The following is a 16,725-nucleotide window of genomic DNA, read 5'->3' as shown; positions in this document are numbered from 1 at the left end:
TAAATGAACTTATATAACTTATATGGTAAAAAAAATCCAGTATGAAAAAATTATCTATTATACTTCTTGTCCTGATTGTAAATCTTTCTTTTTCACAGAAGGGGAAGGATTTTATATTGAAATCTCCAAACGGAAAAATTGAAGTCAGAATTCTGGTGAACGACAAAATTACCTGGACTATTTCTCACGAAAAAGATGTTATTTTGGCACCTTCGGCAATGTCACTGACTTTAGGCGAAAATCAGGTTTTAGGAAAAAATGCGGTAGTTTTAAATTCGAAAACTGCTACGATTACTACTTCATTTGATACTCCGTTCTACAAAAAGAAATCGGTTAAAAACAATTACAATCAGCTGATTATAAATTTTAAAAATGATTTCAGTATTGAATACCGTGCTTTCGATGATGGTGTTGCCTATCGTTTTGTTACCAAAAAGAAAAAAGACATTACGGTAAAATCGGAAGAAGTGGTTTTGAATTTCGACCAGGATTATCCTACTTTAATGCCTTACGTCCGCGATTTAAGAAACCCGAAAGACCCTTATATTTCGTCTTTTGAGGCGCATTATGAAAACAAAAAAATCAGCGAATTTGCAAAAGACACCCTGGCGTTCCTACCTTTTTTAATTGACTATAAAAATCATAAAAAAGCAGTATTTCTGGAGGCTAATCTGGAAGATTATCCGGGATTATTTATCACCCATAATCCGTCGAAATCCGGTTTTGAAAGTCGTTTTTCCAGCTATCCTTTACACGAAAAAAATGGCGGATTCAACAACATCAACCGATTAATTACCGAAAGAGCCGATTATCTGGTTCAGACAAAAGGAACCCGAAATTTCCCCTGGCGAATTGTTGTCATTTCAGAAAATGACAGTGATTTGGCTAATAATGATATGGTTCAGAAATTATCGGAACCCACCCAAATCAAAGACCTCAGCTGGATAAAACCCGGAAAAGTAGCCTGGGACTGGTGGAACGACTGGAACATTTCTAACATTGATTTTAAAGCCGGAATTAATACGGAAACATACAAATATTACATTGACTTTGCTTCCAAAAACAAAGTGGAATATGTGGTTCTGGATGAAGGCTGGAGCCTCGAAGAAGACATTATGAAACACAACCCAAATGTTGATCTCGAAGCTTTGATTGGGTACGGAAAAGAACGAAATGTGGGAATTATTTTGTGGAGTTCCTGGATGGCTCTGACTAAAAATACAGAAGGAATTTTGAAGAATTACGCCGATTTGGGAATCAAAGGATTTAAGGTTGATTTCTTAGATCGTGACGATGCTAAAATGGTGCAATCAGTTTATGATATTGCCCAAAAAGCAGCCGGGCACCATTTGCTTCTGGATTTTCACGGCATGTATAAACCAACCGGAATGCAGCGCACTTTCCCTAATATCCTCAATTTTGAAGGGGTAAAAGGTTTAGAAAATAACAAATGGACTCCCAATGACGATGTTCCAACTTATGACTCCACCATTCCGTTTATCCGAATGATGGCCGGACCAATGGATTATACGCCGGGTGCGATGCGAAATGCCACCAAAAGCGAATTCAAACCAAGTCATTCCAACCCAATGAGTCAGGGCACCAGATGCCATCAACTGGCCTTGTACACTATTTTTGAAGCGCCTCTGCAAATGATGGCCGATAGCCCGACGGCTTATATGAAGGAACAGGAAAGCACCAATTTTATAGCCAAAACCCCAACCACTTTTGACGAAACCGTGGCTTTAGACGGTGAAGTTGGAAAGTTCGTGGCAATCACGAGAAGAAAAAACAGAACCTGGTATTTAGGGGCTATTACCAACTGGGATTCCAGAGAGCTGACAATTGATTTTTCTTTCCTTGAAAAAGGCAAAAAATTCGAAGCTGAAATTTTCTCCGACGGACTAAATGCCGATAAAGCGGCGACAGATTACAAAAGAGAAATAATTACAGTTGACTCTGACACAAAACGAAAATATCATTTGGCACCAGGCGGTGGATTGGCTGCAATTATTCAGTTAAAAAATTAGGGACAAAAACATCCAGAGGAGTACAAAGCGTGCTTCGCTGGATGTTTGTGATTAAAAATTACACTTTTAAATTGTAACAACTAATCTTTTTCCGTCAGTAAGAGGCATATCCCAGGCTTTTTCGATGTCTTGTATAGCTACAGAAACCGTTTCAATGACTAACTTTTTTGATACCGCCAGATCAAACATTTCAGGAAGGATCTCTGTTATCAGTTGTTTCATTTCCATTTTCGTCCAGCTTCCGAAACCTGAACCTGACAATTGAAGATCGACACTTCTTAAAATTTCTGACGATAACTGGATCGTATCTCCGCCTAAAGAACCCACAGAGACAAATCTGGTTTTAGGCGTAAAGGAGCCATCTCCTTTCAAAGATTTTAGGATTAATTCCGCTGAACGTCCCCACAAATAATCAATTATAATGTCAATTGGTGTCGTAGTGTGAATCTTTTTTAGCTGTGCTGTAAAATCTTCCTCCGGCTGCGTCAGTACTACATATTCATCTGCCCCTAAAGCTAATAATGCTTTTAATGTTTCTTCCTTTCTTCCGGTCACAATTATTTTCTCTGCTCCGTAATGTCTGGCCAGCTGAATCGCTATTTTCCCGGTAACTCCAGTGGCGCCGTTGATTAAAACCGTTTCCCCTTTCTGAATGTCGGCTCTAAATCGCAACGCCATGGCAGAACCTGCGACCGCATTGGGTAATGCCGCTGCCGTGCAATCGTCAAGACCTTCGGGAACTTTTACCATTTTATGTTTATCCACAATGGCTTTTTCAGCAATCATTCCGGTCACGCCTAAGGCATACACTCTGGTTCCGTCTGCAAGCAAACCGACACCATCGCCTCCGGCCACTTTTGCTGCTGCTTTGTCATCTGCCGAGTAATGTTTTCCGCTTGCTATGTTTTTGTCTAAATTCTTAACTGCCGAGGCTTTAACAGCGATTAATAGCTGGTTTTCATTTTCGACAATTGGATCCGGGAAATCAGTATACTGTGGTAATTCTCCTTTTTTATAAACTACTGCTGCTTTCATATTTTAAATTTTTAAGTGTTATTTAAATTTTATGAAGCAAAATTAGTCCGCAGTAAATCGTTGAACGATAACATTTGTTATCAAATGCAGATTCGTTTTATTTAAGCAGTTTATTTTTTATCCTGCTTAAGTGAACAGAAGTTATTCCGAGATAAGAAGCGATGTAATGTTGGGGAATACGCTGGATCAGCTGTGGTTTTTCTTTTAAGATATTCAGGTAGCGCTGTTCCGGCGAATCTTTTATAAAAGAGACAAAATGCTTCATATAATCGAAAGTACGCTCGAAAAGAATGTCTATAAATTTTTCCCGTATTTCCGGAATTTCAATTAATTCTTTGAGGATGCGGTCCATCTCTTTTTTATCGACATACCATAAAATGCTGGGTTCAATCGTTTCGATCGTCACCGGGCTTGGGATTTTCTTTCTGAAACTTTCAATAGAAGCTACCATTCCGCCTTCCAGAAAAAATTGCATGGTGAGGTCTTTTCCGTCTTTGTTAAACCAGCATCTCACACAGCCTTTTTCAATAAAAAATATTCGTTCTGAAATTTCACCTTCGTTTAAAAGAACAGTTTTGGAAGGAAGCTCCAATTTCTTGAAACAATTGAGGTAACGCTCCCATTTTTGGTCTTCTATCGGGAATTTATTTTTAAGATGATCAAACATGGAAGCGTTAGTAAAATTATTGAAGAATACTTTCGATTGCATTTATTTCGTCTGCAGAAAAGTCAGGATTTTGCAGGCAGTCAATATTGTTATTCAATTGTCGGACAGAACTTGCACCAATCAAAACAGAAGTAATTCGTTTGTCTTTCTGCAGCCAGGCCAAAGCCATTTGCGCCAAAGACTGGTTTCTGTTCTGCGCAATTTCGTTTAACTGCACTAATTTCTGAATGCGTTCAGGTGTTACCTCATCTTCTTTTAGATGTCCGTTTGGATTATGTGCTCTTGAATTTTCCGGAATTCCGTTTAAATATTTATCGGTTAAAAGACCTTGTGCCAAAGGCGAAAACGCGATACAGCCCACTCCTTTTTCTTCCAAAACATCCAGCAGACCATTTTCTACCCAGCGTTCCAGCATGGAATATTTGGCCTGGTGAATGAGACATGGCGTTCCCAGTTGCTTCAAAACATCGACGGCCACTCTGGTTTCTTCTGCCGAATAATTACTGATTCCAACATACAGCGCTTTTCCACATCTTACCGTGTGATCCAAAGCCATCATTGTTTCTTCAATAGGCGTTTCAGGATCCGGACGATGCGAATAGAAAATATCTACATAATCTACATTCATGCGTTTTAAACTCTGGTCTAAGCTTGACAGTAAATATTTACGGGAACCCCAGTCTCCGTATGGACCATCCCACATCGTGTATCCGGCTTTGGTTGAAATTACGATTTCGTCGCGCAGGTTTCCCTGAAAGTTATGCCATAATATTTTACCGAAATTCTCCTCGGCCGAACCCGGAACCGGTCCGTAGTTATTCGCTAAATCAAAATGCGTTATTCCTTTATCAAAAGCTTCTTTAGCGATACTTTCGGCGTTTTCAAAATTATCTACTGATCCGAAATTATGCCATAATCCTAAAGATATTTCAGGTAATAGTAACCCGCTTTTTCCACATCTGTTGTATTTCATTTTTTTGGTTTAATGGTTTGAAGTTTTTAGGTTTTAGGTTTTAAAAATACAAAAAACTCTCGCAGATTTTGCAGATCATAGAGATTAAAAAAATCAACAAACCCGAAAGGGTCCAAACCAAACTCTAAAACTCCCGCAGATTTTGCAGATCGCGGAGATCAAAAAAAAATCTGCCGAATCTGCAAAATCTGCGAGAATAATATTTTTTCATTTTAAGTCAAGCACAGTAAACCCGACAGGTTTTAAAAACCTGTCGGATTTACCTTCCCGGCTCAACCAGATAATTCTTTCGATATCGTAAAAAACGAGCTCCAAAACTCTCGCAGATTTTGCAGATCACAGAGATCAAAAAAAAAAATCTGCCGAATCTGCAAAATCTGCGAGAATAATATTTTCTCATTTTAAGTCAAACACAGTAAACCCGACAGGTTTTTAAAACGGGTCGGGTTTAAGTATCTATAAATGTTTTTTTTTATTTTAATTCAAAACTACTTTCCAAACCTTTATCCGAACTTCCTCCAACCATGATTTTGAAAGTTCCCGGTTCAATCAGATAATTTCCTTCATTATCGTAAAAACCCAGTTCGTTATCTGTTAAAGTAAAGGATACTGTTTTTGTTTCTCCTTTTTTCAAGTCTACTAATTCGAAACCTTTTAGTTCTTTTACTGGTCGGATGATGCTGGCAAATTCATCATGAATATACAATTGCACCACTTCTTTTCCGTCATAATTTCCGGAGTTGGTAAGTTCCACCGAAACCTCAACAGTTTCTCCCTTTGCAAAAGAGGTTTTGTTTACTTTCAGGTTTTTATAATCGAATTTGGTATAACTCAAACCAAAACCGAACGGAAACTGAGGTGTTTTTTCTACATCGGAATAATGCGACCAAAATACATTTTTATCACTGTCTGTTGGTCTTCCCGTGCTGTATTTGTTGTAGTAAATCGGTACCTGCCCTACATTTCTCGGGAAAGACATCGGCAGTTTCCCACTCGGATTGTAATCGCCGTATAAAACTTGTGCCACGGCATTTCCGGTTTGGGTTCCCAAATGCCAGGCTTCCACAATGGCCGGGATATGTTCCGCTGCCCACGGAATGGTCAACGGACGCCCGTTATTTAAAACCAAAACGATATTCGGGTTTATTTTATAAATTTCTTCCAGTAATTCCTGTTGCACGCCGGGAAGATCAAGATGGGTTCTGCTGCGGCCTTCCCCGCTCTGAAAACCGTGTTCTCCTAAAACCATTACCACAACGTCGGCTTCTTTTGCCGCTTTTTTTGCCACTTCAAAGCCGCTTCTGTCGGTGGTATTCAAAACCACTTCGTTTAAAAAAGACGTTTTTCCAACCACCAGATCAGCTCCTTTTTCAAAAGTCAGTTTATTGTCCTTGTACTGCTGCATTCCCTCCAAAACCGAAACAGCTGTATTGTCATCAGAAGCAATTCTCCAGCTTCCCAAGGGGCTGTTTTTATCATTTGCCAAGGCTCCGATCAGGGCAATTTTTTGTCCGGATTTCTTTAGCGGAAGCAGATTTTTATCATTCTTTAAAAGTACAATCGACTTTTTCGCCATATCCAGAACACCTTCATTATTGGCCTTATTTCCGACAACTGCTTTTTCTCGTTTTTCGTCGCAATACAGGTACGGATCATCAAAAAGTCCCAATTCAAATTTCACACGCAAAATTCTGCGCACGGCATCATCCAGCAATGCTTCTTTTACCTTTCCTTCTTTTACCAAATCAGCCAGTTTTGTCACATATAAGTAGGATTCCATATCCATATCAGAACCGGCTACCACTGCTTTTAGAGTTGCATCGGCTTCATCTTTAGCATAACCGTGTGCGATCATTTCACGAATGGAAGCGTAATCCGAAATTACGAAACCGTCAAACTTCCATTTTCCTTTCAGGATATCTCTTTGCAGGAAAACATTTCCGGTTGCCGGAACTCCGTTTAAGGTATTGAATGAATTCATAAACGTTCGTACTCCCGCGTCTACAGTCGCTTTAAACGGAGGCAAAACCGAATTGTACAATTTAGAATTACTGATGTCTACGATATTATATTCTAATCCGGCTTCAACATAACCGTACGCCGCGAAGTGTTTGGCACAGGCCGCAATCGTATTTACTTTCGCCAAATCGGAAATTGTTTCTCCCTGAAAACCTTTTACTCTTGCATATCCAATTTTACTGCCCAGATACGGGTCTTCTCCTGCTCCTTCCATCACACGTCCCCAGCGCGCATCGTTCGAAACATCTACGTTGGGGCCAAAAGTCCAGTTAATTCCGGACGCCGAAGCTTCGTCTGCAGCAATTGCCGCCGATTTCCTAATCGCTTCCAGATCCCAGCTTGCGGCTTCTGCCAGCGGAATCGGGCTTAAGGTTTTATATCCGTGAATGACATCAAAGCCAATAATCAGCGGAATTCCCAAACGGGTTTCTTCAACAGCAATTTTCTGTACGGCACGAACTTCTTTTACTCCGCGAACGGTAAGCATCGAACCGACCAGTCCTTTTCGTAAATGTTCATATTTCAGTTCGGCCGTTCCGCCTTTTGGAGCGGGCCCCGTAACATCCCAAAAACCATTGTACTGATTCATCTGTCCTACTTTCTCTTCGAGCGTCATTAAGGGCAAAAGCAGATCGATACGTTCTTCAATTGTTTTGTTTTTATCCAGGTATGGTTTTTTCTGTGCATTCATATTTCCAATGGTCAGCAGGGCAAAAAGCCCAATAGTTATTATTTTTTTAGTATTCATGATAGTATAATGGTCAGATAATTTCATAATTTGGGCGTGTCCCTCCGGGTCGGGCTATTCGCTGCAAGTCCTCGCACTTCCTTCGTCAGGCTGTGGGCTTTCCACTACTATCCCTCACGCGAATGGGTAATGAGATCATTTTGTTTTTTTTAAGAGCTGTCCCAATTTCCTCAACCTTGTTATCCTGAGGAACGAAGGATCACACTAGAAACTCCGCACAAATAATCGTCAATACTTGTCGAATTACGAGTGTGATTTCTCCTCCGTCGAAATGACAAAAAATGCGATAAAACAACAAAAAAATCAGCGTGAATCTGTTTAAACCTGTAAAACCTTTGGGCACAAATCTAAAATCTTCTTACTCCGTAATAAAACAGGATGCCGGCAAATTGGCTTTATTAAACAAATCCGATTGTGTTGTATTTCCCCAGGCAAAACGAACTTTTACCGGAGCCGGAACTTTTTTACTTGTCAAAACCACCTGATTGTTTTTAATCGAAGCTTCTGATGTGTAAAAGATTCCATCGGCTCCGGCCAATTCGAATTGATTTGAATTTTTATTTTTGAAATACAATCCTTCAGCGTAATCAAATGACACTATTCCTTTGTTTTTCTCCACTTTAAAATCCGTGTAAAGTGGTCCGTTTACCAAATTAGCATTGGTTTTATAAGTATTAGCCAAAGCCAGATTTGCCAGGCGAATTCCGACATCTTTTTTATTCTTTGGGTGAATATCGATCGTATCCGAAATATCGCTTATGACGACCATTCCGGTATTCGAAACTTCTTTCAGTAGTTTTCTTTGGGAATCTCTGACTATAACATTAGAGAAATTATTACTCCCTGTTTTATAAGGCGCGATCTGTACGTAATAAAAAGGGAAATCATCCTGCCAGGCTTTTCTCCAGGAAGTAATCAAAGCCGAAAGTGTCTTGTCGTAAACGGCAGAACCCACATTCGATTCGCCCTGATACCAGAGTGTTCCGGCAATTTTAAATCCCGTGAAAGGATAAATCATGGCGTTGTAGGCACGGCCGGGCTGCCTTGGTCCGTATTCCTGTTCGTTCAGTTTTTTGGCATTTTCCAATAAAAGAGGATCATTATTCACCACTTCTTCCGGCATCCAGATTTCTGCGGGAGTTCCGCCCCAATTCGAGGAAATTAAACCGATCGGAACATTTTTTAAATCTTCCCTTAAACGCTTCGCAAAAAAGTAGCCGACAGCGCTGAAATTTTTCATTGTTTCCGGAGTCGATTCTGTCCAGTTTCCCAATAGATTATTTTGTGGAGTTGTCGCGGTTAGTTTCGGAACGGTAAAAAACCGGATATTCGGATTTTTGGCATTTTTTGCTTCTTCCTCGCCATTATCAATTCCCCAGCTGACTGACATTTCCATATTCGATTGTCCGGAACAAATCCAGACTTCACCGATTAAGATGTTCTTCAAAACCACTTCATTGTAGCCTTTTATCGAAATGGTGAAGGGTCCGCCGGCCTCGGGGGTTTTTATTTTCAGTTCCCATTGTGCCTGATTGTTCGCCACCATTTTATATTCCTTGTGGTTCCAGCTGGTAATCAATTTGATTTCTTCTTTTGGATTGGCCCAGCCCCAAATTTTAACTTCGGAATTGCGCTGTAAAACCATATTATCACCAAAAATATTCGGAAGGGAAACGTTTGCCATCATAGTAGTGGAAATCAACAGAAAGAAGGCAAACTTAAATATATTATTTTTCATTTAGCAATTTTTTTAAAACCGGACCATAAGCATCTGCCATCACTTTCTGATCGGCAACATCCGGATGTCCGGAGCAGCCTTTTGGAGTCATGGGTTTAAATTTGAAAATTACAATCGGTTTATGCGTTTTATCTTCTTTAAAAGCATTCTTGATTTTATTCAGGCAATCTTCAAACAGAATTCCCTTTTCACCGCCCACCATAGGGCTGTTGGTAATGACTATTTGTGCTTTTGGATTGTGCTTGTAAAGCATTTTTATAAAATCAACATAATTCGATATATATTTTTGGGCATTAAACGGCAGGCGCTCTTTTTTGCCGTCTCCTCCCGAAAAATCATTAGTCCCTAAAGCGATACTGATAATATCCGGCTGAAAAGCAAAATCATATTTAGGCTTGGAAGGATCTTTTGTTAAGTACAAATTCCCGTATAAGTCGGGCATAATCCCTTCTTCTTTATTTTCATCATTCCAGTTTCTGTAGATTCCGATTCCGGAAACAGAACTCATGAGATACGCTGCACCAATTACTCTCGAAAGAACCGGCCCGTAAGCATAATACCCATTATGATGATCAAAATATTCGCCTTTATCGCAGGGAAAATCAGAATCGTCACTGGCCGCGCCACAGGTTATGGAATCTCCAATAAATTCGATTTTCTTTTTCTTTTTGGAAGCAATAGGAGCCAGTTTGGCCGTGGTTCCGGCAAATAAAACATTTCCGCTTTGGGCTTCCGTATTTTTATAAATAGTAAGATTATGCACTTTTTTATTCGAAGTAATTTGTATCGGAAAAGATTGTGCAGCACCTTTTTCAATTCTTAATTTCCCCATATACTTGCCGTCCAAAACCAGCGCCACATAATTATGGTGTTCGTAGGCATCTACACTTTGTAACGAAACCGAACAGGTATTACCTGTAAAATTGAAGGATACCGAAGAAGCGGTTCCAATAAGAACGACGTTATTGTCCTGAAGTTTATCGACCCGGCCTTCGTAAAGAAATGTGTTACTTTTATTTTGTGAAGTCGAAACAACCCCAATCAGCAAAAACAAAATGAAAAGCGGTATTTTTTTGAGAAACATAATTTATTTGTTAAAATATAAATGAGATTCACAAAGATACCAGAAGTAAAGCGTTCAAAAAGATACTAAAACGTCAAAAAGCAATAAAAAAACACCATATCCGTTTCTTATTGCTGATTTCTGTTCTTCCATAGATAACGGCTTTGATTTTACAAAGCAACAGTCTATCTTTAGCAATTAAACCGCTATTCTTATGAAATTCCCTCTTTATATCGTATTTGCCTTTTCGATCTTATTTCTTTCTTTTTGTGAAAAAGAAAACAAAACCGTCCATCCGGTCCTTTCAAAAAAAGAAAAAAGTCAAATTGCTGATCGGGATTCTATAATTAATTATGCGAAAAAATACCTGGGAACTCCGTATCTGTATGCCGGAAATGATCCTCAAAAAGGATTTGACTGTTCCGGATTTGTGAGTTATGTTTTTAAAAATTTTGATGTCAGTTTACCCAGAAGTTCCAATAGTTATAAAAACCTCGGAGTAGCACTGGCTCCTGAAGATTTTAAGGTGGGGGATATTTTGGTTTTTTACGGTTATAAAGACAATACCATTGTGGGACATCTTGGCATTATCTGTGAAGCCGATGGCATGCACTCCAAATTCATACATGCCTCTTCGGGGAAAGTAAACAGCGTCACGATTACGGCATTAGACACGGAACATTACACCAAACGTTTTTATAAATGTATTGATGTTTTATCGAAATAAAGAAGTCTTCTTACCTGTGTAACTTATTCTTCGGTCAGTAATTTGATCAGGCTTTCGTCTCTGTTATACACGTCGTTGTAGAAATTCAATTTTCCTTCCCGGTCTACCCAGGCCGTAAAATAACCGATATAAACGGGCACTTTCTTTTTTAGCGTATACCAGCTTTCTTTACCGGCATGCATGGCCTTATCAATTCGTGCGGGCGTCCATTTCGGATCATTCTTTAATAGTTCAATCGCTAATTCCCTCGGTTTTGCCACACGTACACAACCATGACTAAAAGCCCTGTTTTCTCTTTCAAACAAACTTTTGGCTGGCGTATCGTGCAGGTAGATGTTATTTGAATTTGGAAATAAAAACTTTACCAGACCAAGGGAATTATTTACGCCCGGTGCTTGTCGAACGGCACCATTGTTCCATTCTAAATGTTTTTCTGCCAGATAATTTTTGTTTTTAGCCATACCGGGTTTGATCTCCTTATTGATAATACTTTGAGGCACGTTCCAATACGGGCTGAAAACAATATTATTCATCATACCGCTGAAAATAACCGTTTTGGTCATGGCTTTTCCAACCACAACAGCTGAAACAAAACTGATTTCATGATTGCGAATCAGATACAGTCTAAACTCAGGAATGTTGACTTCGATATATTCCTTTCCTTTTTCCAGTTCGGGGTCAATCCATCGGCAGCGTTCCATGTTTACTATGATGGTTTTGATTCTGTCGGCAACCGGAACATTCAGTTCGTCAATATGTTCTTTTAAAATAATATTCTTAGGCGTTTTTCCGTGATGGATTTCATAATCTTTCATGGCCGCAATTAAAGTCGAATCGCAAACAGCACTTTTGTTGTTTTCTTTTAATTCTCCTGTTACCGCAAGCCTTTCCCTAATCTGCGCTATTGCCACTGCGGAATCACCTGCTTTAAATTTTTTAAAATCTTCGCCGACGTCAATCATTTTCCAGCCTCCTTTTTTCTCAATTTCGCGATATTTTTTAAGCACATCACGGAGTTTGTAATACTGACTGAACATTTTACTTTTATTATCATCATTGATCGTTGCATGTTCGAAAATAGAATCTGAAAAAACCTGATAATTTACTTTTTTACGGGGTAAAAGCCATTGCAAAGAGGTCGACGTTTTTTCGTCTACACCGCTAAATACTTTTTCAGCATAATAGAAATATAGGTTTGTAATCATCAGATCGGTATCAATCTTAGATAATTTATTGTCTGAAATACGTTCAAAAATGGGAGTGATTTTTTCGTTATATGGAAAATTAGCTTTCAGTCCTTCTTCTTCCAGCCCTTTGTATTTATTGAATAAAGTACTTCCAAATTCAACAATTCCTTTATTATCCAGCCAAAGCTGGGTAGAGCCTTTTTTCTTATAAAGCGCTAAAACATCTCCCTGAAATTTAACCAATTTAGGATACGTCTGGTAAAATTTAGAAATAGCAGCACTGTCTATCGGTATTTTAAGTTCGGGAGTTATTTGCTTCGCAGCATTATTTGGGTTGCCTTCCTTATCGCTCGATTTAGAATTACAGGAAATAACCGTAAAAAGAATCATCAATGCGGTAAGCGGATACAAAATTTTCATAATCATATTTTTAATAAAAATAAACAAGTTTTTACAAAAAAATCCCTTTTGCAAAAAAATAAATCCAGACTTAACCACAACATTAGGAACAAAAAAACTCCGGATACATTACATATCCGGAGTTTTCCCCTTTATAATCTCAACCTTTTATTTTAGATCACTGTTCCTTTTAAAGTAAGGACTTTCGGTGTTGTCTCTGCGCTTGTAGTTACAGTAACGGTCTTAGTAAATCCGCCTTTATTAGCCGCATTGTAAGTGGCAGTCACCTTAGCCGATTTACCAGGTAAAATTGGCTCTTTGGTATAATCTGTTGCTGTACAGCCGCAAGATCCCTGAACACTCGTGATTACAACCGCTGTCTTTCCTGTATTTTTAAATTCATACACAATTGCTTTTGGGGTTCCCTGTGGAATCTGGCCAACATCAATTGTTTCTGCTTTCCACACAATTGTAGACGCTGTAGTTTCTGTTTTTACAGTAGAAACTAATGTTTTTACCGGTGCAATTGCTGAAAAGGACATTAATCCTAAGGCTAAAGCCAACATCGTAATTTTAATAATTTTCATCGTTTTTTATTTAAATGGTTAATGGTTACATTTTATATTTCAAAGGTACTTTGTAAGAATCCAATGTCATGTTAAGCGGTTTCAAATGTTTGTTAATGACCTGTTAATGGGTGTTTTTAATTTAAATTTTGACTAATATTACACTTGTAAATCCTATTTCTCTTGAAAATTAATAAACTCAACAGCATTATTCTTCTTGGACTTGTAGCTATCATCAGCATACTGGTCGCACAATTGCTATGGACCAAAGAAGCCTTCAACCTTGAACAAAAAAAACTGAGCCAGAAAGCGCATATTGCTTTACTGGAAGTAGCGCGCAAACTTTATGAAGGAACGAATCACGAATTGCCGGCTGTAAATCCGGTTCAGAAAATTGCCAACGATTATTATATCGTTAATGTCGAAAATGATTTTGAGCCTGATATTTTAGAATTTTATTTAAAATCAGAATTCAAAAAGATGAATATCACGACTGATTTTGAATACGCGATGTACAATTGCCAAAGCGATGAAATGGTCTACGGAAATTATATTTCACTATCCCAGAAGGGAAAATCAAAACAAACGGTTTACTTCCCGAAGCATAAAAATCTGGTGTATTATTTCGCCGTTCGTTTCCCCAATGAAACGACTTATTTATTCAGTTCCATGCGTTTTTGGCTTATACTTTCCACCGTGCTGATTCTTATTTTACTGATTTATGTGTATTCGATTTTTACGCTTTTGCAGCAAAAAAGATATTCCGAACTGCAACGTGATTTCATTAATAATATGACGCATGAATTTAAAACACCTTTGTCTTCTATTTTAATTGCCTCTAAATATTTAATTGAGCAAAATGCTATAAAAGAAGATAAAAAACTCCACACTTATACGGATATCATTATCAATCAGAGTCATAAACTGAACAACCACATTGAGAAAATCCTGAATGTGGCCAAATCGGATCATACTTCACTGGAATTAAAAACAGAACCGGTTTTAATTGTTCCCATTATCGAAGAAACAATTACCAATATTCAGCTGAAATATCCGGAAGCCCATATTGTAATAGAAACAAATTCCCCTGATTATACCGTACAAACCGATGTTTTTCATTTTACCAACTTGGTGTACAATTTACTGGACAATGCGGTAAAATACTGCAATGAAAAACCGGAAATCCTGATTCGCATTTCCAGAGAAAATCAGTTTTTAAAATTAGAATTCACCGACAACGGAATTGGGATTTCACCTAAAAATATCACTTCTATTTTTGACAAATTCTATCGCATTCAGAATGAGAAGAGTAACGAAGTAAATGGTTTTGGCCTTGGTTTGTATTATGTAAAAGAAATTTGTAACTTACAGTATTGGAAAATAAACGCCATCAATAATTCAGAAAAAGGTATTACCATAACGCTGACAATTCCATATAAGAAATGAAACATTTTAAAATATTATACGCCGAAGATGACGAAACATTAGCGTTTCTGACCAAAGATAATTTAGAACAAAACAACTACGATGTCACGCATTGTTCTAACGGAAAACTAAGTTTAGAAGCTTTCAAAGAGGAAATTTTTGACATTTGTATTCTGGATATCATGATGCCGAAAATGGACGGTTTTGAACTCGCAGCCGAAATCAGGAAAATTGATGTTGATGTTCCCATTATTTTCCTCTCTGCAAAAACTTTAAAAGAAGACCGCATAAAAGGCCTGCGTTTAGGGGCCGATGATTACCTCGTCAAACCGTTCAGTATTGAAGAGTTACTGTTGAAAATCGAAATTTTCCTGAAACGTTCACAGAAAAACGGAATCAAAAAATCCGTTTACGAAATTGGCAAATATCAGTTTGATACCGAAAATTTCATCCTTTTTAATGAAACGGAAAAAATTAGCCTGACCCAACGTGAATCGGATCTTTTGAAGCTGTTTGTGGACAACAAAAACCTGGTTTTGAAAAGACAGCAAATCCTTACTTCGCTATGGGGTGACGATGATTATTTTATGGGACGCAGCCTGGATGTCTTTATTTCCCGCCTTCGAAAGATCCTGGTTAATGAAAAAGGAATTTCCATTGAAAACTTACACGGAATCGGTTTTCGATTTACAATGTAATTTTTACACTTAAACTATATAATTTTGTATTTTTAGTATCAAACAAACTTACAGGATATGAAACTGCATCATTTGCGTAACGCGACTTTAGTTATTGAAACCGAAAAGCACGTGATTTTAATTGATCCCATGCTGGGCAAAAGAAAAACTATTGCGCCCTTTACGCTATTCCGTTACAAGCCCAAAAGAAACCCGCTTACCGCACTGCCCAAAAACAGCAGGGATATCCTGAGTAAGGTCACGCATTGCCTCATCACGCATTTGCATCCGGATCATATCGATAAGGCGGGTGAAGTTTTCCTTAAAAGAAAATCGATTCCGGTAATCTGCAGTATCAAAGATGAAAAAGCATTGTTACAAAGAGGCTTAACCGTCATTCAGTCGCTGGATTACTGGCAGCCTCAGTATTTTCTGGATGGCAAAATCACGGGGATACCAGCCGTTCACGGTTATGGATTTATAGCAAAGCTCATGGGAAATGTTATGGGTTTTCATATTGAGCTTCAGAATGAAAAATCGGTTTATATTAGTTCCGACACCATTTTTACAGAACATGTTCAAAAAGTACTGACCGAGCTGAAACCTGATATTGCAACAGTTGCCTGCGGTACGGCACGATTAGATATTGGTCAGCCCTTATTAATGAGAATGGATGATATTCTGAAATTTGCCGTCCTTGCGCCGGGAAAAGTTTTCGCCAATCATCTGGAGGCCTTAAATCATTGCCCAACCACAAGGGAGGCGCTGAAACAGGCCTTGATACAAAATAATCTGATGTCAAAAACGGTGGTTCCGAATGACGGGGAATGCGTGGAATATTGATGATTTTTATTTTAGAAAATTAATTTATTATTCCATTAGAATTTCCGTGTTAATATTATATTTGATTTTATAATCAAATCTAAATTCATGAATAGTTTCTTAAGGAAAATAAACTTAATCAAAGATATTACGATACAATTACCCATTACAAAAACGGAATTTATACAAAAATTTCGAAATCACGTAGACGAATCTGATTTGGGTTATGTACCTTTTGAAGTTTTTCAATCCAGTACAAATGAGTACAAAGGCAACATTCAAAACAATACTTTTGAATTAAAAAAGAGAAAAAAAATCTTCGACACAAATTATTCTTTTGCAAAAGTAATTGGAGAAATAATCCAGGAAGGTAATGAATTAACCATAAATGTTGAAATTGTTGGTTTCAGAAAAAGAATACTACTATTTGGAGTTATGATTCTTTTATTCTATCTCCTTTTTTTTGTGGGGGCTATTTCAAATGATGATGCTTTTCCCTTTTTTATTCTTCCTTTTTTAATGATTCATATGTCAGTAATGCTGGTGATTCCTTATTTTGTAATAAGACGTAGTGTCAACAGAATGGCTTATGATTTAGAAAGAGATTTTCATTACTGGGTAACTAAGAGATAGCACTAATTTATCTTAA

Annotated in this window: 14 protein-coding genes; 6 read left to right on the top strand and 8 right to left on the bottom strand. The window is 38.0% G+C overall.

Annotated features, from left to right (window positions below):
* Positions 1-41 precede the first annotated feature (41 nt).
* The gene (locus tag D0817_RS17875; protein ID WP_127339727.1) at positions 42-2,030 is read left to right on the top strand and encodes a retaining alpha-galactosidase; all 1,989 of its coding nucleotides are present in this window, start codon (positions 42-44) and stop codon (positions 2,028-2,030) included.
* A gap of 66 nt (positions 2,031-2,096) precedes the next feature.
* On the opposite strand, the gene D0817_RS17870 is transcribed toward D0817_RS17875, so the two are convergent.
* The 6 genes from D0817_RS17870 to D0817_RS17845 all read right to left on the bottom strand — a co-directional run bounded on the left by D0817_RS17870 (position 2,097) and on the right by D0817_RS17845 (position 10,294).
* Entirely contained in the window at positions 2,097-3,065 is a 969-nt protein-coding gene (locus tag D0817_RS17870) for a quinone oxidoreductase family protein (RefSeq protein ID WP_127339726.1), read from the bottom strand.
* Positions 3,066-3,162: 97 nt separating this feature from the next.
* Entirely contained in the window at positions 3,163-3,774 is a 612-nt protein-coding gene (locus D0817_RS17865) for a Crp/Fnr family transcriptional regulator (protein WP_238160903.1), read from the bottom strand.
* A complete protein-coding gene (locus D0817_RS17860) occupies positions 3,749-4,705 on the bottom strand; it encodes an aldo/keto reductase (protein WP_127339725.1) in 957 nt (318 codons plus the stop codon). Before D0817_RS17860 ends, D0817_RS17865 begins: the two co-directional genes overlap by 26 nt.
* Before the next feature lie 472 nt (positions 4,706-5,177).
* Entirely contained in the window at positions 5,178-7,472 is a 2,295-nt protein-coding gene (gene bglX, locus D0817_RS17855; RefSeq protein WP_127339759.1) for a beta-glucosidase BglX, read from the bottom strand.
* 358 nt (positions 7,473-7,830) lie between these two features.
* Positions 7,831-9,210: a sialate O-acetylesterase gene (locus D0817_RS17850; protein ID WP_127339724.1), complete on the bottom strand. Its 1,380-nt coding sequence runs from the start codon at positions 9,208-9,210 to the stop codon at positions 7,831-7,833.
* Positions 9,200-10,294 carry an SGNH/GDSL hydrolase family protein gene (locus tag D0817_RS17845; RefSeq protein WP_127339723.1) on the bottom strand — a complete coding sequence of 365 codons (1,095 nt, stop codon included), beginning with the start codon at positions 10,292-10,294 and terminating at the stop codon, positions 9,200-9,202. The genes D0817_RS17850 and D0817_RS17845 overlap by 11 nt, the downstream gene beginning before the upstream one ends.
* Before the next feature lie 193 nt (positions 10,295-10,487).
* Between D0817_RS17845 and D0817_RS17840 the strand changes: the two genes are divergently transcribed.
* On the top strand, positions 10,488-11,000 hold the full coding sequence (locus tag D0817_RS17840; protein ID WP_127339722.1) for a C40 family peptidase: 513 nt from the start codon (positions 10,488-10,490) through the stop codon (positions 10,998-11,000).
* A gap of 23 nt (positions 11,001-11,023) precedes the next feature.
* Here the strand turns inward: D0817_RS17840 and D0817_RS17835 are convergent, their stop codons facing one another.
* Both D0817_RS17835 and D0817_RS17830 read right to left on the bottom strand, forming a co-directional pair.
* Positions 11,024-12,607 carry a L,D-transpeptidase family protein gene (locus D0817_RS17835; RefSeq protein WP_127339721.1) on the bottom strand — a complete coding sequence of 528 codons (1,584 nt, stop codon included), beginning with the start codon at positions 12,605-12,607 and terminating at the stop codon, positions 11,024-11,026.
* A 152-nt stretch (positions 12,608-12,759) separates the two neighbouring features.
* Positions 12,760-13,173, bottom strand: coding sequence for a DUF1573 domain-containing protein (locus tag D0817_RS17830; RefSeq protein WP_127339720.1), 414 nt, complete (start codon positions 13,171-13,173; stop codon positions 12,760-12,762).
* A 162-nt stretch (positions 13,174-13,335) separates the two neighbouring features.
* Here D0817_RS17830 and D0817_RS17825 point away from each other — a divergent pair, with 162 nt between their 5' ends.
* The 4 genes from D0817_RS17825 (at position 13,336) to D0817_RS17810 (ending at position 16,709) form a co-directional block, all read left to right on the top strand.
* Entirely contained in the window at positions 13,336-14,598 is a 1,263-nt protein-coding gene (locus tag D0817_RS17825; protein WP_127339719.1) for a sensor histidine kinase, read from the top strand.
* A complete protein-coding gene (locus tag D0817_RS17820; RefSeq protein ID WP_127339718.1) occupies positions 14,595-15,275 on the top strand; it encodes a response regulator transcription factor in 681 nt (226 codons plus the stop codon). Before D0817_RS17825 ends, D0817_RS17820 begins: the two co-directional genes overlap by 4 nt.
* Before the next feature lie 57 nt (positions 15,276-15,332).
* A complete protein-coding gene (locus D0817_RS17815; RefSeq protein WP_127339717.1) occupies positions 15,333-16,097 on the top strand; it encodes an MBL fold metallo-hydrolase in 765 nt (254 codons plus the stop codon).
* An 87-nt stretch (positions 16,098-16,184) separates the two neighbouring features.
* On the top strand, positions 16,185-16,709 hold the full coding sequence (locus D0817_RS17810) for a hypothetical protein (protein ID WP_127339716.1): 525 nt from the start codon (positions 16,185-16,187) through the stop codon (positions 16,707-16,709).
* The last annotated feature ends 16 nt before the right edge of the window (positions 16,710-16,725 follow it).

It is taken from the genome of Flavobacterium cupreum (assembly GCF_003996965.1).
Lineage (GTDB): Bacteria > Bacteroidota > Bacteroidia > Flavobacteriales > Flavobacteriaceae > Flavobacterium > Flavobacterium cupreum.
Note: the sequence above shows the minus strand (reverse complement) of the source record. Positions and strands in the feature narration are given on the sequence as shown.